General features: G+C 63.8%; 23 protein-coding genes and 1 tRNA gene. 12 read left to right on the top strand and 12 right to left on the bottom strand.

Going from position 1 to position 22,319, the window contains the following annotated elements:
• Nucleotides 1-46 precede the first annotated feature (46 nt).
• The gene (locus AB7531_RS00600) at nucleotides 47-1,585 is read left to right on the top strand and encodes an AMP-binding protein (protein ID WP_441279818.1); all 1,539 of its coding nucleotides are present in this window, start codon (nucleotides 47-49) and stop codon (nucleotides 1,583-1,585) included.
• A gap of 173 nt (nucleotides 1,586-1,758) precedes the next feature.
• Entirely contained in the window at nucleotides 1,759-2,610 is an 852-nt protein-coding gene (locus AB7531_RS00595) for a DUF1194 domain-containing protein (protein ID WP_063980183.1), read from the top strand.
• Here AB7531_RS00595 and AB7531_RS00590 read toward each other — a convergent pair.
• From AB7531_RS00590 to AB7531_RS00550, 9 genes are all read right to left on the bottom strand, one after another.
• A complete protein-coding gene (locus AB7531_RS00590; RefSeq protein WP_063980182.1) occupies nucleotides 2,607-3,974 on the bottom strand; it encodes a prenyltransferase in 1,368 nt (455 codons plus the stop codon). The genes AB7531_RS00595 and AB7531_RS00590 overlap by 4 nt on opposite strands.
• Nucleotides 3,975-4,127: 153 nt before the next feature.
• Nucleotides 4,128-4,400 carry a DUF1150 family protein gene (locus AB7531_RS00585; RefSeq protein WP_011083553.1) on the bottom strand — a complete coding sequence of 91 codons (273 nt, stop codon included), beginning with the start codon at nucleotides 4,398-4,400 and terminating at the stop codon, nucleotides 4,128-4,130.
• 51 nt (nucleotides 4,401-4,451) lie between these two features.
• Complete coding sequence (locus AB7531_RS00580; RefSeq protein ID WP_018645065.1) at nucleotides 4,452-4,877, bottom strand: Hsp20 family protein; 426 nt, start codon at nucleotides 4,875-4,877, stop codon at nucleotides 4,452-4,454.
• 308 nt (nucleotides 4,878-5,185) lie between these two features.
• Nucleotides 5,186-6,271, bottom strand: a complete 1,086-nt coding sequence (locus AB7531_RS00575) for a sn-glycerol-3-phosphate import ATP-binding protein UgpC (RefSeq protein ID WP_063980181.1) — start codon at nucleotides 6,269-6,271, stop codon at nucleotides 5,186-5,188.
• 20 nt (nucleotides 6,272-6,291) lie between these two features.
• Complete coding sequence (gene ugpE, locus AB7531_RS00570) at nucleotides 6,292-7,140, bottom strand: sn-glycerol-3-phosphate ABC transporter permease UgpE (protein WP_063980180.1); 849 nt, start codon at nucleotides 7,138-7,140, stop codon at nucleotides 6,292-6,294.
• Complete coding sequence (ugpA, locus tag AB7531_RS00565) at nucleotides 7,140-8,021, bottom strand: sn-glycerol-3-phosphate ABC transporter permease UgpA (RefSeq protein WP_063980179.1); 882 nt, start codon at nucleotides 8,019-8,021, stop codon at nucleotides 7,140-7,142. The genes ugpE and ugpA overlap by 1 nt, the downstream gene beginning before the upstream one ends.
• A gap of 47 nt (nucleotides 8,022-8,068) precedes the next feature.
• Nucleotides 8,069-9,385 (bottom strand): sn-glycerol-3-phosphate ABC transporter substrate-binding protein UgpB, encoded by a 1,317-nt coding sequence (gene ugpB, locus AB7531_RS00560; RefSeq protein WP_063980178.1) that lies wholly within the window; start codon nucleotides 9,383-9,385, stop codon nucleotides 8,069-8,071.
• Between the two features lie 220 nt (nucleotides 9,386-9,605).
• Complete coding sequence (locus AB7531_RS00555) at nucleotides 9,606-10,808, bottom strand: CaiB/BaiF CoA transferase family protein (protein WP_063980177.1); 1,203 nt, start codon at nucleotides 10,806-10,808, stop codon at nucleotides 9,606-9,608.
• Nucleotides 10,809-10,984: 176 nt separating this feature from the next.
• A complete protein-coding gene (locus tag AB7531_RS00550; protein WP_045004850.1) occupies nucleotides 10,985-11,410 on the bottom strand; it encodes an organic hydroperoxide resistance protein in 426 nt (141 codons plus the stop codon).
• Between the two features lie 154 nt (nucleotides 11,411-11,564).
• On the opposite strand from AB7531_RS00550, the gene AB7531_RS00545 reads away from it, so the two are divergent.
• Nucleotides 11,565-12,023: a MarR family winged helix-turn-helix transcriptional regulator gene (locus AB7531_RS00545; RefSeq protein WP_028149792.1), complete on the top strand. Its 459-nt coding sequence runs from the start codon at nucleotides 11,565-11,567 to the stop codon at nucleotides 12,021-12,023.
• Nucleotides 12,024-12,072: 49 nt separating this feature from the next.
• On the opposite strand, the gene AB7531_RS00540 is transcribed toward AB7531_RS00545, so the two are convergent.
• The 3 genes from AB7531_RS00540 to AB7531_RS00530 all read right to left on the bottom strand — a co-directional run bounded on the left by AB7531_RS00540 (nucleotide 12,073) and on the right by AB7531_RS00530 (nucleotide 13,034).
• Nucleotides 12,073-12,309: a GIY-YIG nuclease family protein gene (locus AB7531_RS00540; protein WP_063980176.1), complete on the bottom strand. Its 237-nt coding sequence runs from the start codon at nucleotides 12,307-12,309 to the stop codon at nucleotides 12,073-12,075.
• 145 nt (nucleotides 12,310-12,454) lie between these two features.
• A tRNA-Ala gene (locus tag AB7531_RS00535) sits at nucleotides 12,455-12,530 on the bottom strand.
• Nucleotides 12,531-12,626: 96 nt separating this feature from the next.
• Nucleotides 12,627-13,034, bottom strand: a complete 408-nt coding sequence (locus AB7531_RS00530; protein WP_063980175.1) for a TIGR02300 family protein — start codon at nucleotides 13,032-13,034, stop codon at nucleotides 12,627-12,629.
• Between the two features lie 170 nt (nucleotides 13,035-13,204).
• On the opposite strand from AB7531_RS00530, the gene aroA reads away from it, so the two are divergent.
• The 9 genes from aroA (at nucleotide 13,205) to trpA (ending at nucleotide 22,226) form a co-directional block, all read left to right on the top strand.
• Entirely contained in the window at nucleotides 13,205-14,542 is a 1,338-nt protein-coding gene (gene aroA, locus AB7531_RS00525; protein ID WP_063980174.1) for a 3-phosphoshikimate 1-carboxyvinyltransferase, read from the top strand.
• Nucleotides 14,539-15,177, top strand: coding sequence for a (d)CMP kinase (gene cmk, locus AB7531_RS00520; RefSeq protein ID WP_063980173.1), 639 nt, complete (start codon nucleotides 14,539-14,541; stop codon nucleotides 15,175-15,177). The genes aroA and cmk overlap by 4 nt, the downstream gene beginning before the upstream one ends.
• A gap of 266 nt (nucleotides 15,178-15,443) precedes the next feature.
• Nucleotides 15,444-17,147 carry a 30S ribosomal protein S1 gene (rpsA, locus tag AB7531_RS00515; RefSeq protein ID WP_063980172.1) on the top strand — a complete coding sequence of 568 codons (1,704 nt, stop codon included), beginning with the start codon at nucleotides 15,444-15,446 and terminating at the stop codon, nucleotides 17,145-17,147.
• A gap of 372 nt (nucleotides 17,148-17,519) precedes the next feature.
• Complete coding sequence (gene sppA, locus AB7531_RS00510) at nucleotides 17,520-18,500, top strand: signal peptide peptidase SppA (protein ID WP_063980171.1); 981 nt, start codon at nucleotides 17,520-17,522, stop codon at nucleotides 18,498-18,500.
• 171 nt (nucleotides 18,501-18,671) lie between these two features.
• Nucleotides 18,672-18,977 carry an integration host factor subunit beta gene (locus AB7531_RS00505; RefSeq protein WP_007598410.1) on the top strand — a complete coding sequence of 102 codons (306 nt, stop codon included), beginning with the start codon at nucleotides 18,672-18,674 and terminating at the stop codon, nucleotides 18,975-18,977.
• A gap of 71 nt (nucleotides 18,978-19,048) precedes the next feature.
• Nucleotides 19,049-19,441 carry a lipopolysaccharide assembly protein LapA domain-containing protein gene (locus AB7531_RS00500; protein ID WP_063985960.1) on the top strand — a complete coding sequence of 131 codons (393 nt, stop codon included), beginning with the start codon at nucleotides 19,049-19,051 and terminating at the stop codon, nucleotides 19,439-19,441.
• Nucleotides 19,442-19,507: 66 nt separating this feature from the next.
• On the top strand, nucleotides 19,508-20,179 hold the full coding sequence (locus AB7531_RS00495; protein ID WP_028149799.1) for a phosphoribosylanthranilate isomerase: 672 nt from the start codon (nucleotides 19,508-19,510) through the stop codon (nucleotides 20,177-20,179).
• A complete protein-coding gene (gene trpB / locus AB7531_RS00490) occupies nucleotides 20,176-21,393 on the top strand; it encodes a tryptophan synthase subunit beta (protein ID WP_063980170.1) in 1,218 nt (405 codons plus the stop codon). The genes AB7531_RS00495 and trpB overlap by 4 nt, the downstream gene beginning before the upstream one ends.
• On the top strand, nucleotides 21,390-22,226 hold the full coding sequence (gene trpA, locus AB7531_RS00485; RefSeq protein ID WP_063980169.1) for a tryptophan synthase subunit alpha: 837 nt from the start codon (nucleotides 21,390-21,392) through the stop codon (nucleotides 22,224-22,226). Before trpB ends, trpA begins: the two co-directional genes overlap by 4 nt.
• Nucleotides 22,227-22,319: the final 93 nt, after the last annotated feature.

Raw genomic sequence — 22,319 nt, 5'->3', positions numbered from 1 at the left:
GTGGCGCGGACCTCCGCGTCACCCGCTACCGCTTCGGGTGTTGATCATGCGCTTCGTCGATTACCTGGACAAAGGTGCCTCGCTCGGCGCCGACGCGCCGTGCCTCACCATGGATGGACGCGACCTCAGCTATGGCGAGGTGCAGGGGCTGAGCTACCGCGTCGCGCGCGGGCTCGCGCGATCGGGCATTGCTGCCGGCGAGAAGGTCGCAATCCTCTCCGGCAACGATCCGGTCGCGTTTGCCTGCGTGTTCGGCATTTCCCGCGCAGGCGCGGTCTGGTGCCCGATCAATCCGCGCAACGAGGCGGTCGAAAATCGGCTCATCCTCGAGCAATTCGACTGCAGCCTGCTGTTGTTTCATTCAAGCTTCGCGCCGATGGTCGAGGCGGTGCGTGCAGAGCTGCCAAAGCTGCGCGCCGTCGTCTGCCTCGATGCTGAGTTGCCCTTCGCGCCTTCGTTCGACAGCTGGCTCGCCGGCCTCGCCGACGACCATTATCAACGCGAGGCGGTCGACGATCTCGCGATGATCCCGGGCACCGGCGGCACCACAGGCAAGCCGAAGGGGGTCATGCTGTCGGGCCGCAACATCGAGGCGATGACGGCCCTGACGCTGATGGGCTATCCCTTCAAGGGCCGCCCGATCTACCTCGCGCTTGCGCCGCTGACCCACGCGGCCGGCGTGCTGTGTTTCCCGATCATGGCGCTCGGCGGCCGCATCGTGATCATGCATCACCCCGACATCGCAGAATTTCTCGATCTGATCGAGCGCTACCGTATCACGCACACCTTCCTGCCGCCGACCGTGATCTACATGCTGCTCGATCATCCGAAGCTCGACTCCGCGAGGCTCGGGTCTCTGCAATGTTTCTGGTACGGCGCGGCGCCGATCTCGGCCGCGCGGCTTGCGGAAGCGCTCCAGCGTATCGGGCCGATGGCGCAGTTGTTCGGTCAGACCGAAGCGCCGATGATGATCTCGATGATGGCACCTAGCGAGCATTACAATGCCGACGGCACGATCGCGATGGAGCGTCTCGCCTCGGCCGGGCGGATCAGCCCGCTGGTGCAGGCCGGCATCATGGATAGCGACGGCAATTTGCTGCCGACCGGCGCCCGCGGCGAGATCGTGGTCCGCGGTTCGCTGGTGATGGAGGGCTATTACAAAAATCCCGAGGCTACGGCGGAGGCCTCCGCGCATGGCTGGCACCACACCGGCGACATCGGCTACATCGACGACGACGGCTACCTCTATATCGTCGATCGCGCCAAGGACATGATCATCACCGGCGGGTTCAACGTCTACTCGATCGAGGTCGAGAACGCGCTGCGGGCGCATGAGGCGGTGCAGGATTGCGCCGTGATCGGGCTGGCGGACGAGAAATGGGGTGAGCGGATCGTCGCCGTGGTGCAGCCCCGCGCCGGCCAAAGCGTCGATGCGACGGCGCTGGCTGCCTTCGTCAAGGCGCGGATCGGCAGCGTCAAGACACCGAAGCAGATCGAAGTCTGGGACGACCTGCCGCGTTCCAAGGTCGGCAAGGTCTTGAAGCCGGACATCCGCGCGCGGCTGGCGGAGCGTTCAGGCGGCTGAGGCGCATCTTATTGCAGCGCCCATCGCTTCGAAGATATCCGCGAGACGCGCTGACGCGGACATTCGCGCGGGCCTGGAACTCTCATCCGTGTCCGGGCAGGCAAAGGCATGTTTCCGCTTTTCGATGCGCGTTTTGGGTGTCACCATGCTTTTGAACGGACGGGAGGGCCGCCATGCGCTGGTGTGTCTCGGTCGGGGCGGTGCTTGTTGCGGGGGCGATCGTCGGAGGTGACGTTGCCAGCATTGCCGCGCCGAGCCCGAAATCAGGGATAGCCGACGCCAGGCACAGCGCACTGTCCGTCAATGTCGAGCTCGTTATCGCCGTCGACGTCTCCTATTCGATGGATCTGGACGAACTCGCCATTCAGCGCGAGGGCTATGCACAGGCCATCGTCTCGAAAGACTTTCTTCAGGCGCTAAGGGCCCGTCCGGCCAGCAAGGTGGCTCTGACCTATTTCGAGTGGTCGATGTCGGGCGACGACAGGATCATCATTCCGTGGCGCGTGATCGACGGCCCGGAATCGGCGGACGCCGTGGCCGCCGAGATCATGAAAACGCCGATTCGCCGAGGTTCGAGCACCTCGATTTCCGGCGCGATCAATTTCGCAGTGCAGCTGTTCGAAGAAAATCCCTATCGCGGGTCGCGGCGCGTCATCGACATTTCCGGCGATGGGCCGAACAACGACGGAGCCCCCGTCACCGGCGCGCGCGACGCTGCCGTTGAGAAAGGCATCATCATCAACGGCCTGCCGATCATGGTGAAGGAGCCGTCCTATTTGACGACCGATATCGAGAATCTCGATCTGTATTACGAGGACTGCGTGATCGGAGGGCCGGGTGCCTTCATCATGACAATCAAGGATCGCGAAAAATTCCAGGAAGCGATCCGGACCAAGCTTGTTCTCGAAGTTGCGGGCCTCGCGCCGGAGGGGAGGATCGTCCCAACTGCCGAGAATGAGCCCCGGGTGTCCTGTCTGGTCGGCGAAGAAAAATGGCGGGAGCGCGGGCGACGGATCATGCGCTAGTTGCCCGTCAGCAAAGCGAACCGACGTCGGTCGATCGCCTCACGCGCCACCAGCCCTGCCGCCTTGCAAAGATCTGGCGCATAGAGTTGGCAGCGCCGTTCCTGCTTCTCGATAGCCTTGTCGATCAACTCCAGCAGTCGTGCGGGGGCCATTCCCGCGGGAGCGGCAATTCGCCCCGTGACGACGTGCTTTTCTATTGCCTCGTGACGGTCGTGATCGAGATCGGGGTCGCGCCAGCAATTCGCGCATATCATCACGAAGCTCTCGGAATGCGAATAGACGACGGCGTCCTCATCCAGCTCTGCGGTCAAGTCCGCCAGTTGCCGTGCCGAATCCTGTGTGCCGGCGAAGTCGAATAGCTGATAGTTCCGCCGCTCCAGCGTCGCCAAATGTGGAAAAACCGGGACCTGCACCTCACCATACGTGTGATGTGTAATCGGCGCGCCGTCGATCAGGATGACGTCGCCATAGTCCACGCCGAGCTTCTGGTAGAGCACACTGCGGACGATGCCGTGGCACGGGCTCAACCGTTCGATCCAGATGGTTTCCTCCGCGCCCGGATCGTCCTGATCGGCCGTGCGCTCCGCCAGGGGCCGCTCCGCCAGCTTGACCTTGCATTGAGACAATGAGCATTCCGGCAAGCCAAAGCGCCCGATCTCGATCGCAAGCCCCATGCGCCTCCAGACATCCAGTGCCAGAGAGGCATTCTTTGCGCCGGTGGCGCAGATACCAAGATTCCACTCGTAACTCTCGGTGACTTCGTCCGCGAGGCTGGCTGCGATCTGGTTTGCGGTCGCGCCATCTGCGAATCTGCCGCGTGTCTTGTAGAAAAGACCCAGATTGTAATGGTGGGTGCTGTTTTGCGGATTGAGTTCGGTGAGTTTCCGATAGCTGCTCTCGGCAATCGCATCTTGCTGGCGCGACAGCATTCGCGCCGCAGTGGCCAGACCTTCGAGAATCGGTTCCTGTTCGGGTTGCCCCTCGTGGACCTTGGCCAACCCGCTCAGTTTTTCGACGACCAAACGGAACAATGCAATATCGGGCGGCGGTGCATTGAGATCGTCAATGTCGCGCGCTGCTTCAAGGCAGAGCCCTACAGTCGAGAGAATCCAGAAGTCCTGATCGTGAGATTGTGCGACCTCTGACAGAACGTCTATCGCGGCTTCTCTTTGCAAGCATCGATCATGGACGACCCGCAGCAATGCCATGGCGGCTTCGGGCTGCCGGGGCTGCGCTTTTCGCAGCGGCATCAGCTTGTGCAACGCGGCCTGTGTTCTTCCCGCCTGAGCTTCCGCAATGGCATCGCGCGCAATCGCCTCGATCTCTTCGGATGAGAGCACCGCACTTGGACCGTCCGACGTCATTCTCGATTCTCTTCTCAGAGCACCCCGCTTCGGCGTTGAGCCCGATGCTAGGCCGGAACGTCGACGCTTCGCCAGATGGCCCATAAAAAATGCGCGGGCCGCCTTGAGGCATGCCCGCGCATTTGAATTCGCAGATGTCGCGCTAAGCGTGCGTCAGTGCACGCTCACGGCTTGCAGCTCGTTGCTCCAGGCGTTGGCGACCGCGGCTTCGCGGCTGTCGGTCAGCATGATCGGCGTGCCGTCGGCGGCGTGGAGCGCGAAGAGCTTGAGGCCCGGCGCGATTTTCGGCGCCTCGGGAAACAGGCCCGGCACATCCTCGGAGCGGATCTGCTTCACATAGGCGATATGACCTTCGCCGAGGGTTGCCAGCGTCTCGGGCGAGACGTTCTTGGCTTCGTATTCGAACGCAACGTGACCTTCACTCATGGTCTCGACTCCTTCACAGAAACTAAGCGGTCGAGTCCGCTACTCGTTCCATTATTCGTGCTCATTGATAGCGATTGTCTTAACGATCCTCTCCGGTTCAGGCCGGGCAAGATCGACCGACAGCAGCCCGTTCTTCAGATCCGCACCCAGCACCAGCATCCCCTCCGCCAGCACGAAGGTGCGCTGGAAGTGGCGCGCGGCGATGCCGCGATGGATGTATTGCCGGGACTTGTCGTCCTGCTGACGCCCGCGAATCACGAGCTGGTTTTCCTCAATGGTTACATCGAGTTGGTCGCGGGTGAATCCGGCGACCGCCAGCGTGATCCGCAGCCGCTCGGGCTGGCCGTCCGATCGGTCGCACCTCTCGATATTGTAGGGAGGGTAGCCGTCGGCGCCTTTGACGACGCGGTCGAGCACGCGCTCGATCTCGTCGAAGCCCAGAAGGAACGGACTGGAAAGCGTGGGAACACGAGACATAGTTTACAAAGTCCTCTCGAAGCGACTTTGGCATTTCGGGGCCCGGAAGCGGCGCCCCTTGGTCAGCAATATGGTCATAACCCCGTGTCGGTTCAAGGACGTAGCGGGAGCCTGTGGATTGCCCATTTTCGCGCCTGACCCCGCCCGCGGTCGCGCGGAAGCGCCCAATTCGTCACCGGGAACGCAAATGCTCGGACAAGCCCGGGCATGACGAGTCGGCCGCCGATTTATCTCAATGAAATCAAACCCCCGGCTACTGTGCATGGGGTTGTTTTTCGCGTTTTTGATCGGCCGGCCCTCGGAACCGGTCAGGCCTCGATCCGCGTCCGCCCGTCGCCGCTGAAAAGGTGCAGCTTCGGCCGTACCGCGGCGACGCGGATCCTCTCACCGATGGCTGGGGCCTCGGTTCCGGGAATGCGGACGATGACCTCGCCGGGCGGCAGCTCGCCGGGGGTGGCGGCGACGCGCTGCTCGTCCTGGGCCCGCGTGCCGTAGACGAAAGTTTCGGCGCCGACGCGCTCGATCGCTTCCACGGTCAGCGGCAGTGCGACACCGCCGGCCGGGGTCTGGTCGGTGATGACGAAATCTTCCGGGCGGATGCCGAGGATGCCGGCCTCGGTCGCGCTGCCGTCGAGCTGCGATTTGATCTCATCGGCGCGCGTCGACATCAGGTTCATCGGCGGTGCCCCGATGAAGGAGGCGACGAAGGTCGTCGCCGGCTTCTCGTAGATCGCCAGCGGATTGCCGACCTGCTCGACCTGGCCGCCATTCATGACCACGAGAATATCGGCGAGCGTCATCGCCTCGAGCTGGTCGTGGGTGACGTAGATCGAGGTCGTGTTGAGCCGGCGCTGCAATTTGCGGATCTCGACCCGCATCGCGATGCGCAGCTTTGCATCGAGGTTCGACAGCGGCTCGTCGAACAGAAAGACTTTCGGCTGGCGCACGATGGCGCGGCCCATGGCGACGCGCTGGCGCTGGCCGCCGGAGAGCTGGCGCGGCTTGCGCTCCAGCATCGGCGTGAGCTCGAGCACGCGTGCGGCCTCGTCGACGCGGGTCTTGACCTCGGCCTCCTTCATGCCGCGGTTGCGCAGGCCGTAGGCCATGTTGTTGAAGACGCTCATATGCGGATAGAGCGCGTAGTTCTGGAACACCATCGCGATGTCGCGATCGGCGGGCTCGATCTGGTTAACGATTCGGCCGCCGATGTCGATCTCGCCGCCGGTGACGGTCTCGAGACCTGCGACCATGCGCAGCAGCGTGGACTTGCCGCAGCCGGAGGGACCGACCAGCACGCAGAACTGGCCGTCGCCGACATCGACGTTGACGCCCTTGATGGCCTCGAAGCCGCCGGGATAGGTCTTGCGGACGTTGCGCAGGGTGACGTTAGCCATGAAAACTCATTCCCAAAAACCTACTTCTCGGTCTCGACCAGGCCGCGCACGAACAATTTCTGCATGGCGACGACGACGAACACCGGCGGCAGCATGGCGAGCACGGCGGTGGCCATCACGATCGGCCATTCGGTCAGCGCATCGGTAGTGGTGATCATCTTGCGGATGCCGACCTGGATGGTCTGCATGTCGTCGCGCGTTGTGATCAGCAGCGGCCAGAGATATTGATTCCAGCCGAGGATGAAGAGGATCACGAACAGCGCCGCCATGTTGGTGCGCGACAGCGGCAGCAGCGTATCCCAGAAGAAACGCAAGGGGCCGGCACCGTCGATGCGCGAGGCCTCCAGCAACTCGTCCGGCACGGTCATGAAGAACTGGCGGAACAGCAGCGTCGCGGTGGCCGACGCGATCAGCGGCAGCGCGAGGCCAGCATAGCTGTCGAGCATGTGCAGATCGGCGACGATCTTGTAGGTCGGATAGATGCGCACCTCGACCGGCAGCATCAACGTGATGAAGATGATCCAGAAGATCGCCATCCGGAACGGAAAGCGGAAATACACGATCGCATAGGCCGAGATGATCGAGATCGCGATCTTGCCGATCGCGATTGCCAGCGCCATCACCAGCGAGTTCAGCATCATGTTGCCGACGGGCTCGCGGGTCGAGCCGCTCGTGCCGACGAAGATGGTCTTGTAGTAGACCTCGAAGAAATGGCCGCCCGGCAGCAGCGACATCTGCCCGTTCGCGATCAGGGCGTTGTCCTGGGTCGAGGCGACGATCGCGATGTAGACCGGGAATGCGACGATCGCGATCCCGATCCAGAGAATCGCGTGGGCGACGTAGCGCCGAAAGCCCTCTTCTTCGACCATCAGTAGGTCACCTTGCGTTCGACGAAGCGGAACTGGATTCCCGTCAGCACGATGACCATGACCATCAGGATCACCGACTGCGCCGCCGAGCTGCCGAGATTGCCGCCGAGCAGGCCGTCAGAATAGACCTTGTAGACCAGCGTGACCGTCGATGTGCCGGGACCGCCGCGGGTCATGGTGTCGATGATGCCGAAGGTGTCGAAGAAGGCGTAAACGATGTTGACGACCAGCAGGAAGAAGATCGTGGGCGACAGCAGCGGGAAGGTCACTGTCCAGAACCGCCGCATCGGACGGGCGCCGTCGATCGCGGCGGCCTCGAACACGCTTCGGGGGATGGCTTGCAGGCCGGCGAGGAAGAACAGGAAATTATAGGAGATCTGCTTCCACGCCGCGGCGAGGATGATCAGCCCAGCCGCCTGGTTGCCGTCAAGCAGCGGATTCCAGTCGACGCCCAGGTTGCGCAGATAGCGCGACAGCACGCCGAGCGAAGGATGCAGCATGAAGATCCAGAGCACGCCGACGACGGGCGGCGCCACCGCATAGGGCCAGATCAGCAGCGTGCGGTAGAGCATTGAGCCGCGCAGCGGCTTGTCCGCCATCACGGCGAGCAAGAGCGCGAAGGACAGCGACGAGACGGCGATGGCGAACGAAAAGACGAACGTACGGACAACCGCCTCGAAATAGGCCGGGTCCTTGAACAGGTCCTGATAATTCTCGAACCAGACGAAGCTTGTCGACAGACCGAAGGCGTCCTGGAGCAGGAAGGATTGGATCACCGCCTGCGCGGCCGGCCAGTAGAAAAAAATCAGGACGATCGCGAGCTGCGGCGCAACCAGCGCGTAGGGCAATAGTTTTGCTTGGAAAATGGCTTGCTTTTGCATGATGTCAGGTGAGCGGCAGGCCGGCTTGCGGCCTGCCGCTCATCGCCTCACTTGACGGCAGTCTTTTCGAACTGGCGCAGCATCGTGTTGCCGCGCTCGACGGCAGCATCCAGCGCCTGCTTGGCGGTCTTCTTGCCGGCCAGCGCCTGCTCGATCTCTTCCGACCAGACGTCACGGAGCTGAACCATGTTGCCGAGGCGCAGACCGCGCGAATTGTCGGTCGGCTCCTTGTTGGTCAGCTCGATCAGCGGGGTCTCGAGATAGGGCTGATCCTTGTAGAAGCCTTCTTCCTTCGCCTTGGCGTAGGCCGCCTTGGTGATCGGCAGATAGCCCGAGGCCTTGTGGATGTAGACTTGGCGGTCGGTGTCCGAGAGGAAGGTCAGGAACTTCGCGACACCCTTGTATTCGTCGGCCGACTTGCCGCCCATCACCCAGAGCGAAGCGCCGCCGATGATCGAGTTCTGCGGCGCGCCCTTGACGTCCGGATAGTATGGCATCGGCACGGCGGTGAAGTTGAACTTGGCCTGCGCCTTGACGTTGCCGAAGAACGCCGACGAGGTCAGGTAGATCGGGCATTCGCCGGAGGTGAAGCGGCCTTCGCCGGTGTTGGTGCGGCCGGCATAGTCGTAGGTCTTGGTCTTCTGCAGCTCGACCAGGGTTTCGAGATGCTTGACCTGGAGCGGGCCGTTGAACTCCAGCACGGTGTCGAAGCCGTCGAGGCCGTTGGCCTTGCTGGCGAGCGGCACGTTGTGCCAGGCGGAGAGCTGCTCGAGATTGACCCAGGTGACCCAGGAGCCGGAGAAGCCGCAGGTGTCATGACCCGCAGCCTTCAGCTTCTTGGCGGCCTCGAACGTTTCGGGCCAGGTCTTGGGGATCTCGACGTTCGCCTTCTTGAGCTCGTCGAGGTTGACCCACATGACGGTCGACGACGAGTTGAACGGGAAGGACAGCATCTCGCCCTTCGAGGTCGAATAGTAGCCGGTGATGGCGGGCAGGTAGATCTTGGGGTCGAACTTCTCGCCGGCCTCGGCCATCAGCTTGTAGACGGGTTTTACGGCGCCGGTCGCGGCCATCATGGTCGCGGTGCCGACTTCGAACACCTGCATGATGTGCGGGGCGTTGCCGGCGCGGAACGCCGCGATGCCGGCGTTCATCGTATCGGGATAGTTGCCCTTGTAGGTCGGGATCACCTTGTAGTCGGTCTGAGAGGCGTTGAAGTCGGTGGCGAGCTTGACGATGACGTCGTTGTTGGCGCCGGTCATCGCGTGCCACCACTGGATTTCGGTCACTGCCCACGCCGGCGAAGCGCCAAAACCAACGGTGACTGCAAGCGCGGCAGCCGCGCCAAAGTGTCGAAGAGCCATCAAGAAACCTCCCTTGGGCCGTCAAAAAGAAGCGCTTGCGCTAGCAGCGCCATATGACGTTCACATGACTGTGTAAGCGGGAGAAACGAAAGCAGCAAGCGCGGCCAAATGGGAAGCCGTCAAATAGGCGAATGCCGAGCGCGCAGCCTCCTCCGTTCGCGGCGCACATGCGTGCCCGCGCCGCAGTGCGGCATTTGCTCGGGTGAGGCGGCGAGGGCGTTTAGCGCTTGCGCTCGGGGCCGCAGACGGTGCCCTTTTCGACCATCGCGTCGATCTCCGATTTGGAGTAGCCGAACTCGCCCAGCACCTCCTGGGAGTGCTGGCTGAATTTCGGCGGCAGGCGGCGCAGGCTCGGCTTGCTGCGATCGAGCCGGATCGGCGAGGCCACGCCCTTGTACCAGTCCTTCTCGATGACATCGCCGCGGGCGATCGTGTGCGGGTTGGTCAAGGCCTGGTCGATCTTCTGCACGGGACCTGCGGGCAGGCCGGCGGCGAGCAGACGATTGCACAGCGGCTCGGCCTCGTGCTGGCTGAACACGGCGGCAAGCTCGGCCCGCAGCGCCTCGCGATTGGCGATGCGGTCCTTGTTGCGGGCAAAGCGCGGATCGGTGCCGAGCTCGGGCTTGCCGATCTCCTTGGCGAGCTTGCGGAAGGTGCCGTCATTGCCGACGCCGATGAAGATGTTGTCGGTCCTGGTCGGGAAGATCGCGTAGGGCACGAGGTTGGGATGCTCGTTGCCGGTGAGCGACGGCGGCTTGCCGTGCATGAAATAATTCGCGGTGTGCGGATGCATGATGGCGAGGCCGGTCTCGTACAGCGTCGTCTCCAGGAACTGGCCCTGGCCCGAGCGCTGCCGTTCCGACAGCGCCATCAGGATGCCGATCGCCGCATAGAGGCCGGTGGTGATGTCGACCAGCGGCACGCCGATCCGCATCGGTCCGCTCTCCGGCGAGCCGGTCGCCGCGATCATGCCGGTCATGGCCTGGATGATGGCGTCATAGCCGGGATTGCCGCCGCGCGGACCGTCGGCGCCGAAGCCGCAGATCCGGCAATGCACCAGGCGCGGGAATTTCTTGCTGAGCACATCGTTGCCGATGCCCCATTTCTCCAGCGTGCCCGGCTTGAAATTCTCGATCAGGACGTCGGCGGTCTCGAGCATCTTGAGCAGCACGAGGCGGCCGCCTTCGGAGGCGAGGTCGAGGCCGATCGAGCGCTTGTTGCGGTTGATGCCGATGAAATAGGCCGCGTCTTCCTCGTGGAAAGGAGGGCCCCAGTCGCGCACCTCGTCGCCGGCGGGCGGCTCGACCTTGATCACGTCGGCGCCGTGGTCGGCGAGGATCTGGGTGCAGTAGGGACCGCCAAGCACGCGCGTGAGATCGATGACGCGCAGTCCGCTCATTGCGCCCAAAACGGCTTCAGTCATGCCTTCGCTTCCCCTGTGTCGATCATTGATCACAGGCCTAGCGAGGTTTTTTTGCGCCAGCAATGGCTTGCTGCGTAGGGCCGCATGCGCCGCCGCTGCGCTATCCCGCAACGTGGCAAATCAAGCGGAAGCGGCCGGCCCGAGGGGGATCTCGGGCCAGCCAATCCGCCGTTTGATCAGACGACCGTCAGGCGAACGTCGACATTGCCGCGCGTGGCATTGGAGTAGGGGCACACCTGGTGGGCCTTCTCGACCAGCGCCTCGGCTTCCGCGCGGGCAAGGCCCGGCAGCGAGACGGCCAGATCGATGTCGAGACCGAAGCCGCCGGCCGCGCGCGGGCCGATGCCGACGGTGGAGGTGACCGAGGCGTCAGCCGGAACCTTCGGGCCGCCCTGCGAGGCCACGAACTTCATCGCGCCGATGAAGCAGGCGGCATAGCCGGCCGCAAACAGCTGCTCGGGATTGTTGCCGGCGCCGCCTCCGCCGCCGAGTTCCTTCGGCGTGGTGAGCTTGACGTCGAGCGCGCCGTCGAGGGTCGCCGCATGGCCGTCACGGCCGCCGGTGGCTTTGGCGCTGGTCTTATACAGGACGTTTACTGACATTTTCGTCTCCTTAGGTCTTCGGGTTGGGGTGGAACCTACATCGCAAACAATTAGATTGCGCGCAATTGAAATTTGCATGCCTCACATTTAATTGTTCGCAATTGAATGTACGGCCGCCCGGTCCCAGAATGGAGGAAACCGCGTGAGATTCTCGATGCCCCGGAAATTATCGGCGCTGGACCCGCAGCGCCTCGACAATCAGATCTGCTTCGCGGTCTATTCGGCCGCGCATGCCTTCAACCGGGTCTACAAGCCGCTGCTGGACCGGCTCGGCCTGACCTACCCGCAATATCTGGTGATGCTTGTGCTGTGGGAGCGCGACGACGTGCCGGTCAAGGACATCGGCGAAAAGCTGTTCCTGGATTCGGGCACGCTGACGCCGCTGCTCAAGCGCCTCGAGGCCGCCCACCTCGTCAGGCGCACGCGCTCGCGCGAGGACGAACGTCAGGTGCTGATCGCGCTGACCCCGCAGGGCCATGCCTTGAAGGAAAAAGCGCGCGCCGTGCCGCAATCGATCCTGGCGGCGTCGGATTGCTCGGTCTCGGAACTGGTCGCGATGAAGGACGAGATCGTGGCGCTGCGGGATCGGTTGAATGCGGTGATCGGGGAGTAGGGGGGGCGGCGAGCTCAATCCTCTCGTACCTCGCCGCGAGTTTCTCTCCTCAAAGCCGCTTCTTTGCAAATGCGCGGCCCGAAGCCGATTTCAGATATTTCTCGAACGCAACAGCCTTAGCCTCATCGCTGAAAGCGATGCAGGTCTTGATGCGCCATGGGCCATACTTTGATGTATGTGGCACTTCGCCGGCGTTGTGCTTTGCGAGCCGGGCTCGCAGATCATCAGTGATGCCGATGTAGAAATGGCCGGAATCGAGGCTTTCGAGAATGTAGACGTACTTCATCCTATCCCCCGCCTTGCGCAGTGGATGGACAGTATCTCTCAGGATCAGCTTTTGCCGAGGCCCGGCTTCGCCCTTCGGGCTACGCCGCGGCAGCCTTCGCTACGATAGGGCTTGCCGAGCCGAAGCTGGCGAAGCCAGCGAAGGCTGGTGGAGCCAGGCGGGATCGAACCGCCGACCTCTTGCATGCCATGCAAGCGCTCTCCCAGCTGAGCTATGGCCCCTTAGTCTTCCAGTTGGGAGGATCCTGGTGGATCACTCCCGACCGCCGAGCCTGGTGACTCGCGCGGTGCACCCTTTTTCACAGATCAGGGCTGATCTCAAGTCTCTTCATCACCTCCGACATCACCAATGATGTCCGTGACGTCCTCATCGCCCTCTTCGTCGTCGGCGATAAAGGTCGAATCATCGTCGTCATCGTCCTCGATGGTCTCGTCGACCTCGATGTCGTCCTCGGATTCGGGCACCGCGGCCTTGACCTTGCCGGTGTTTTCCTCGGCGTCGGCCTCCTCGAGCGAGACCTCTTCGACTTCTGCCGGCTCCGGCGTGGTGTCGGCAGCCGGCGTGTGGCGAGGTTCGGCGCCGCGAGTCGCGCGGGCCGGCGCCACAGGCGCGATCGGGACGACTTCGCCGGTATAGGGCGAGATCACCGGATTCTTGTTGAGGTCATAGAACTTCTTGCCCGTGGTCGGGCAAATACGTTTGGTTCCGAGTTCGGACTTGGCCACGGCAGGAATCCTGGGAATGTCTGAAAAGCGGTGTTTCACTTGGCTAGTTGGCGGCCCGCTGTCAATAGCGCATTACGGGAGAAAGACATGCCCGTGACGGCGGGCAGACCTTGTGGTACCTGCCCCGCGAGCCCCGCAGGGACGTTTCGGGCCTATCCAAGGACACAAACTTGACTGATTCCGACAAGCCGACGCCGCTTCAGTCGCGCGCAAGCGGTCCCCTGACCGGGAAAGTACGGGTCCCCGGGGACAAGTCGATCTCCCACCGCGCCCTCATCCTGGGCGCGCTCGCGGTCGGCGAGACCCGGATTTCGGGCTTGCTCGAGGGCGAGGACGTCCTCAACACCGCCAAATCCATGCAGGCGCTGGGCGCCAGGGTCGAGCGCACCGGCGATTTCGCCTGGAGGGTGAACGGCGTGGGCGTCGCCGGCTTCGCCGAGCCCAGGGCGCCGCTTGATTTCGGCAACTCCGGCACCGGCTGCCGGCTCGTCATGGGCGCCGTCGCCGGCTGCCCGATTTCGGCGGTTTTCGACGGTGATGCCTCGCTGCGCAGCCGGCCCATGCGCCGGATCCTCGACCCGCTCGAGAAGATGGGCGCCAAAGTGGTGTCCGGCGGCGAGGGCGGCCGTCTGCCGCTGACCGTCCAGGGCGCGCGCGATCCGCTGCCGATCACCTACAAGACCCCGGTCGCCTCGGCCCAGATCAAATCCGCCGTGCTGCTGGCGGGCCTGGCCGCGCCCGGCACCACGACGGTGATCGAGACCGAGGCCAGCCGCGACCATACCGAGCTGATGCTGAAGCACTTTGGCGCCGACATCACCTCCGCGCAGGAGGGTCAGCACGGCCGCCGCATCACGCTCGTTGGCCAGCCCGAGCTGCACGGCGCCACCGTCGTTGTGCCCGCCGATCCCTCTTCGGCGGCCTTCCCGGTCGTCGCGGCGCTGATTGTCGAAGGCTCGGATGTCGTCCTGTCCGACGTGATGACCAATCCGCTGCGCACGGGCCTGTTCACCACGCTGCGTGAAATGGGTGCCTCGATCGAGGAAAGCGAAGTCCGGGGCGATGCCGGCGAGCCCATGGCGCAGCTGCGCGTGCGCGCGTCGAAACTGCGCGGCGTCGAGGTGCCGCCGGAGCGCGCGCCCTCGATGATCGACGAATATCTCGTGCTGGCGGTGGCGGCTTCCTTCGCCGAGGGCACGACCATCATGCGCGGCCTCCAGGAGCTGCGCGTCAAGGAATCCGATCGGCTTGAGGCCACCGCCGACATGCTCCGCGTCAACGGCGTCAAGGTCGAGGTCTCCGGCGACGACCTGATCGTCGAAGGCCGCGGCCATGTCCCCGGCGGCGGCACAGTCGCCACGCACATGGATCATCGCATCGCGATGTCCGCGCTGGTGATGGGCTGCGCCTCCGACCAGCCCGTGACCGTCGACGACACCGCCTTCATCGCCACCAGTTTCCCGGACTTCATCCCGATGATGCGTTCGCTTGGGGCCGAGTTTTCATGATCATCGCCATCGACGGGCCCGCGGCCTCGGGCAAGGGGACGCTCGGCAAGCGCCTCGCCCACCATTACGGCTATCGTCATCTCGATACCGGCGTCATTTATCGCGCGGTGGCCTACGCCGTGGTGGAATCCGGTCATGATCTCCGGGACGAGGCGGCTGCGGTGCAGGCTGCGCTGGAGCTTGATCCCGAAAAGTTCGGCAATCCCGCCCTGAAGACCCAGGAGGCCGGCGAGGGCGCCTCGATCGTCTCGGCGATCCCCAGGGTTCGCGAGGTCCTGCTCAATTTCCAGCGGCAATTCGCCGCCGATCCGCCCGGCGCCGTGCTCGACGGCCGGGACATTGGAACCGTGATCTGCCCCCATGCCGACGTGAAGATCTTCGTCGTGGCCGACCCCAGGGTCCGCGCCCACCGCAGGACCATGGAGGCCAAGGCGAGGGGCGAGGAGGCGGACGAGGCGGCGGTGCTCGCTGACATCATCCGGCGCGACGAGCGCGACAAGAACCGGCCGATTGCGCCCTTGAAACCGGCCCCGGATGCTTACTTGCTAGATAACTCCCAACTGGATATAGAAGGCGGCGTCCGGGCCGCCATCGACATTATCGAGGCCGTCCGAGCGGGCCGGTCGCGGGGTTAAGCCGCCGCCGTCATTGGAGGAAGCGCCCGCTCCCGCTCTTTGAGGTCGATAACCCCGGTCCCCTGTTTGGGCCCGGCGCGATCCAGGCTCCGGACCAAGATTTCCACGTATCGAACGCGCGGGCCTCAGCCGGCCCGCCTCCGCTGTTCCGCCTCCATGCCGGAGCAACGAGCGGTCGCTCGAAGGTCTTGCGGACCTTCCGACACTGCGTGTGCGATGCGCCCATGAACCCAACGGCCGGCACGACATCCGCAACTGGAGAACAAATGGCTTCGATTTCTGCTGATACCTATAGCCCGTCGCGCGACGATTTCGCCGCGATGCTCGACGAGTCCTTCGCAGGTGGCAACCTGCAGGAGAGCTCCGTCGTCAAGGGCAAGGTGGTTGCAATTGAAAAAGACATGGCCGTCATCGACGTCGGCCTGAAGACCGAGGGCCGCGTTGCCCTGCGCGAATTTTCCGGCCCCGGCCGTGAGAGCGAGATCAAGGTCGGCGACGAGGTCGAAGTGTTCCTCGATCGCATCGAGAACGCCCTCGGCGAAGCCGTGCTGTCGCGCGACAAGGCGCGCCGCGAAGAGAGCTGGGGCAAGCTCGAGAAGGCCTTCCAGAACAACGAGAAGGTCAACGGCGTCATCTTCAACCAGGTCAAGGGCGGCTTCACCGTCGACCTCGACGGTGCCGTGGCCTTCCTGCCGCGCTCGCAGGTCGACATCCGTCCGATCCGCGACGTTGCGCCGCTGATGAACAACTCGCAGCCGTTCCAGATCCTCAAGATGGATCGCCGCCGCGGCAACATCGTCGTCTCCCGCCGCACGGTGCTGGAAGAGACCCGCGCCGAGCAGCGTCAGGAGCTGGTGCAGAACCTCGAAGAGGGGCAGGTCATCGACGGCGTGGTCAAGAACATCACCGATTACGGTGCGTTCGTTGATCTCGGCGGTATCGACGGTCTGCTGCACGTCACCGACATCGCGTGGCGCCGCGTCAACCACCCGACCGAGGTGCTCTCGATCGGCCAGACCGTGAAGGTCAAGATCATCAAGATCAACCACGAGACGCACCGCATCTCGCTGGGCATGAAGCAGCTGCTGGACGATCCGTGGCAGGGCATCGAAGCCAAGTACCCGCTGGGTGCCCGCTTCACCGGCCGCGTCACCAACATCACCGACTACGGTGCGTTCGTCGAGCTCGAGCCGGGCATCGAAGGCCTGATCCACGTCTCCGAGATGTCGTGGACCAAGAAGAACATGCACCCCGGCAAGATCGTTTCGACCTCGCAGGAAGTCGAAGTGCAGGTGCTGGAAGTCGATTCCGTCAAGCGCCGCATCTCGCTCGGCCTCAAGCAGACCATGCGCAACCCGTGGGAGGTCTTCGTCGAAGGTCACCCGACCGGTTCGGTGGTCGAAGGCGAGGTCAAGAACAAGACCGAGTTCGGTCTGTTCCTGGGCCTCGAGGGCGACGTCGACGGCATGGTCCATCTCTCCGACCTCGACTGGAAGCTTCCGGGCGAGCAGGTGATCGACAACTACAAGAAGGGCGACGTGGTGAAAGCCGTGGTGCTCGATGTGGACGTCGAGAAGGAGCGTATCTCGCTCGGCATCAAGCAGCTCGAAGGCGACCCCTTCGCCGAGCCGGGCGATGTCAAGAAGGGCGCGGTCGTGACCTGCGAAGTGCTCGAAGTGAAGGAAAGCGGCATCGAGGTGAAGATCACCGGTACCGACTTCTCGACCTTCATCAAGCGTTCGGAGCTCGCCCGTGACCGCAACGACCAGCGCGCCGAGCGCTTCGCCGTCGGCGAGAAGGTCGATGCCCGCGTGATCCAGTTCGACAAGAAGGCCCGCAAGGTCCAGGTGTCGATCAAGGCGCTCGAAGTCGCCGAAGAGAAGGAAGCCATCGCGCAGTACGGCTCCTCCGATTCGGGGGCGACGCTCGGTGACATTCTCGGCACCGCGCTCAAGAACCGCGACAAGTAAGCGAAACGCCTGTTTCGCAACCATCAAAGCCCCGGCGCGAGCCGGGGCTTTTTTGTTGCGGCGGCATACCATTGTCGTCCCGGACAAGCGCAGCGAAGCGGAGCGCCGATCCGGGGACGCATACCCACGGGGAGTGGTTTGACGAAGACTCGGAGTGGGCGCCTCGCGTCACACTCCTTCTTGTGGTTATGGGTCCCCGCGCCCCGTGCGCAATTGCGCACTAGGCGGGGATGACATCTGAGTGCTTGGCTACCATCCGGGCTACGCCAGCCTTGTTTTCTTCAAATTACGCCGCAATTGATGTATCCAGATAAGCCAATGGTCACGCTGTGACGGCACAACGCGCCCAGCCTTTCATTTGGAGATATTCCGATGTCGCTCGATTCGGACATCATCGTCGATCGTCGCAGGATACGTCGCAAGCTGACGTTCTGGCGCGTGATGGCTGCGCTGATCGCGATCGCGGCGATTGCGGGCTTTGCGCTGATCGCAACACCCGGTGCGCGCGGCACGTTCGCATCCGCCGGCTCGATCGCGCGGGTCCAGATCGATGGCCTGATCCGCAGCGACTCCGATCGCACCCAGGCGCTGGAGCGACTGGAGAACTCGCAGGCCGCCGCCGTCATCATTCACATCAACTCGCCGGGTGGCACCACCGCCGGTTCCGAGCAGCTTTACGATTCGCTTGTGAGGCTAAAGGCGAAGAAGCCGCTCGTCGTCGTGGTCGAAGGCCTCGCCGCGTCCGGCGGTTACATCACCGCGATCGCGAGCGACCACATCATTGCCCAGCAGAGCTCGCTGGTCGGTTCGATCGGCGTGCTGTTCCAGTTTCCCAACGTCACGGAGCTGCTGAAGACCGTCGGTGTGAAGGTCGAGGAGGTCAAATCCTCGCCGCTGAAGGCCGCGCCGAACGGTTTTGAGCCGACCAGCCCCGAGGCACGCGCCGCGCTCGATGCGCTGGTGAAGGATTCCTATGCCTGGTTCAAGGGATTGGTGAAGGAGCGGCGTGGCATGGATGACACGCAGCTCGAAAAAGTCGCCGATGGCCGCGTCTTCACCGGACGCCAGGCGATCGATCTCAAGCTGATCGATCAGCTCGGCGACGAGAAGACCGCCGTGACCTGGCTGGTCGAGCAGAAGGGCGTCAAGAAGGGCCTCACCGTCCGCGATTACAAGCTCCAGCCCCGCTTTGGCGATCTGCCGTTCCTCAAAACGGCTGCTGTCGTTACGCTGGAAGCGCTTGGTTTGGGCTCGATTGCGCATCAGATCGGGCAAACCGGCGTCACGCAGGCCGTCGATCGGCTCGGAATGGATGGAATGCTGGCCCTGTGGCAGCCGGCCGCGTCAAATTGATGGAACCGGGCGAGCTTCAGAGGCTTTTCCCGTCTGGCGGGTAGCGGGGCAGCCCGCTTTTTCGGCATTTGTCACGCATTTTCCCGACGCTCAACCTTCATTTAGCGTCTTGACAGATCACAGTATTTTCACGGAAATGGTCATCCGCACGCTTCCGGGTCCTATCTCTCGATGATCAAATCCGAACTTGTTCAGCGTATCGCCGAGCACAACCCGCATCTGTACCAGCGGGATGTCGAGAACATTGTGAATGCGATTCTCGAAGAGATCGTAGCGGCTCTCGCGCGCGGTGATCGCGTCGAGTTGCGCGGCTTCGGTGCCTTCTCGGTCAAGCATCGCCCTGCGCGCGCAGGGCGCAATCCGCGTACCGGCGCCCATGTGCCCGTCGATCAGAAGAGCGTTCCGTTCTTCAAGACCGGCAAGGAAATGCGCGAACGGCTGAACCGCGACCATCCGGATCCAGGCGCGCCAGACTGAGACCGGCGTCAGGGTTTTCCGCGGTCGCGAGCGATGCGGCCGGAAGCTTGATTCAAGGCGAGCGAAGCGAGATGCGAAAGTTCCTGACCGCGCTGATCGTGATTCCGCTGGGCCTGATCCTGGTGACCTTCGCCGTCGCCAACCGGCATTTCGTCACGGTCTCATTCGATCCCTTCATTACGAACGACCCGTCATTCTCGGTGACGCTGCCGCTGTTCCTTCTCCTCATCCTGGTGGCTGCCCTCGGGGTCCTCGCGGGCGGCTGCGCGGTCTGGTTCGGCCAGCGGCGCTGGCGGCGCGCGGCGCGCCGGAATGATGCGGATGCACGGGCTGCCAGGACCGAATTGGCCGATCTGCGGGCCCAGGCGGCCGCAGCGAAGCCCCAGCCCCAGCGCCTCCCCGTTCCCTCCGGGGTGGGCCTTTACGGGCCCATCGGACGAGACAAGCAGCGCGCGACGTTGTAGAAGCGGCCGCAACCGAAAACCCGGTTTTCCGGCCGCAGACCCGCGGCCTTCACCTGCTTCGAGACCATGTCCCTGCTCGTCAAAATCTGCGGCCTGTCCACGGGCGAGACGCTCGAAACAGCGCTCGACGCCGGCGCCGACATGGTGGGGTTCGTGTTCTTTCCGCCGTCGCCGCGGCACGTCTCTCTCGAGCTTGGCCGCGACCTCGGCCGCCAGGTGAAGCGGCGCGCGCTCAAGGTCGCGCTCACGGTCGATGCCGATGACGCCACGCTCGACAACATCATGGACGCGCTGTCGCCGGATATCCTTCAACTTCACGGCAAGGAGAGCGTCGCACGGCTGCGCGACATCAAGCAGCGGTTCGGCCGCCCGGTGATGAAAGCGGTGCCGGTCGCAACCGCCGCCGATCTCGCCGTGCTGCCTGGCTACGCAGAGGTTGCCGATCGCATCCTGTTCGACGCGCGGGCGCCAAAGGACGCGACACGTCCCGGCGGCCTCGGCGCGGCCTTCGATTGGCGCCTGCTCGAAAACCTGGAACTCAAGCTGCCGTATATGGTCTCGGGCGGACTTGACGCCCACAACGTCGCCGAGGCCCTTCGGGTCACGCGCGCCGGCGGCGTCGACGTTTCCTCCGGTGTCGAGAGCGCCTCCGGCGTCAAGGATCCCGAGATGATCAAGGCCTTCATTCGCGCCGCGCGCGCCACCCAAGATGCAAGTCAAGAGTTGAGCGTTCGATGAACATCGCCAAACCAAACTCCTACCGCAGCGGCCCCGACGACCGCGGGCACTTCGGCATTTTCGGCGGCCGCTTCGTCGCCGAAACCCTGATGCCGCTGATCCTCGATCTGGAGAAGGCCTACACGGCGGCCAAGGCCGATCCGGCCTTCCAGGCCGAGATGAACGGCTATCTCAAGAACTATGTCGGCCGGCCTTCGCCGCTCTATTTCGCCGAGCGCCTCACCGAGCATCTCGGCGGCGCCAAGATTTACCTCAAGCGCGAAGAGCTCAACCACACCGGCTCGCACAAGGTGAACAACGTGCTCGGCCAGATCATGCTGGCACGGCGCATGGGCAAGAAGCGCATCATCGCCGAGACCGGCGCCGGCCAGCACGGCGTTGCTACCGCGACGCTGTGCGCGCGCTTCGGCCTCGAATGCGTGGTCTATATGGGCGCCGTCGACGTCGAACGGCAGCAGCCCAACGTCATCCGCATGGAGATGCTGGGCGCAACCGTGGTCCCGGTGCAGTCGGGCACGCGCACGCTGAAGGACGCCATGAACGAGGCGCTGCGCGACTGGGTCACCAACGTGCACAACACGTTCTATTGCATCGGCACGGTGGCGGGCCCGCATCCCTATCCGACGCTGGTGCGCGACTTCCAGTCGATCATCGGCAACGAGACCAAGACGCAGATGCAGGAGGTCGAGGGACGCCTGCCGGACTCGCTGGTCGCCTGCATCGGCGGCGGCTCGAACGCGATGGGCCTGTTTCATCCGTTCCTCGACGATCCCTCCGTCGAAATCTTTGGCGTCGAAGCCGCCGGCCATGGGCTCACGCAACTGCATGCGGCCTCGATCGCAGGCGGCCGTCCCGGCGTGCTGCACGGCAACCGCACTTATCTCTTGATGGATGCGGACGGCCAGATCCAGGACGCGCATTCGATCTCCGCCGGCCTCGACTATCCCGGCATCGGCCCCGAGCATTCCTGGCTGCACGAGATCGGCCGCGTCAACTATCTCTCCGCGACCGATGACGAGGCGCTCGCAGCATTCCAGTTGCTGTCGCGGCTGGAAGGCATCATCCCCGCGCTCGAGCCCGCGCATGCCATCGCCAAGGTGATGGAGCTCGCGCCGAAGCGGCCGAGAGATCACCTGATGGTCGTCAATCTCTCCGGCCGCGGCGACAAGGACGTCCCGCAGGTCGGCGACATCCTGAGGGGCAAGAGCAAGTGACCACGCGTATCGACACCCGTTTCGCCGAGCTGAAGAAAGCGGGCCGCTCGGCCTTCGTCACCTATGTGATGGCCGGCGATCCCGATCTCTCGACGTCGCTCGATATCGTCAAGGCGCTGCCCAAGGCAGGCGCCGACGTCATCGAACTCGGCATTCCCTTCACCGATCCGATGGCGGATGGTCCCTCGATTCAGGCTGCAGGTCTGCGCGCGCTCAAGAACGGCATGACCTTGAAGAAGACGCTGGAACTGGTGGGCGACTTCCGCAAGGACGACAACGTCACGCCGCTGGTGCTGATGGGCTATTACAATCCGATCTACATTTACGGCGTCGACAAGTTTTTGGCCGATGCCAAGACGGCCGGCGTTGACGGCCTGATCATCGTCGATTTACCGCCGGAGGAAGACGACGAGCTCTGCATTCCCGCGCTGAAGGCGGGCCTGAACTTCATTCGCCTCGCGACCCCGACCACCGACGACAAGCGCCTGCCCGCGGTGCTCGCGAATACATCAGGCTTTGTCTACTACGTCTCTATCGCCGGCATCACCGGAGCCGCGGCGGCGGACGCGAATGCCGTCGGTGAAGCTGTCGCGCGCATCAAGCGGCATACCAAGCTGCCGATCTGCGTTGGTTTTGGCATCCGCACGCCAGAGGCGGCGCGCGCCATTGCCGAGAAGGCCGATGGTTCGGTGGTTGGCACCGCGCTGGTCGACGCGCTCAAGAACAGCCTCGACGCCGAGGGCCGGGCGACCGCCAAAACCGTTAACGCCGTAGCCGAGCTGACGGCGGCCCTGGCCCAGGGTGTCAAGGGCGCGAAAGCTGCGGCCGAATAGGCCATAATTCCGCTTCTGGGGCGGGCGAACACGGCGGCTTGCCGGGCAGAGGCCCGGCCGCCATATATCCTTCAGGCGGTCCCTCCGCGGGGC

The sequence above is a fragment of the Bradyrhizobium sp. 63_E2_N1_3 genome (assembly GCF_052076005.1).
GTDB classification, from domain to species: domain Bacteria; phylum Pseudomonadota; class Alphaproteobacteria; order Rhizobiales; family Xanthobacteraceae; genus Bradyrhizobium; species Bradyrhizobium barranii.
The sequence above is the reverse complement of the archived record's forward strand: the minus strand, read 5'-3'. Positions and strand labels throughout refer to the sequence as shown.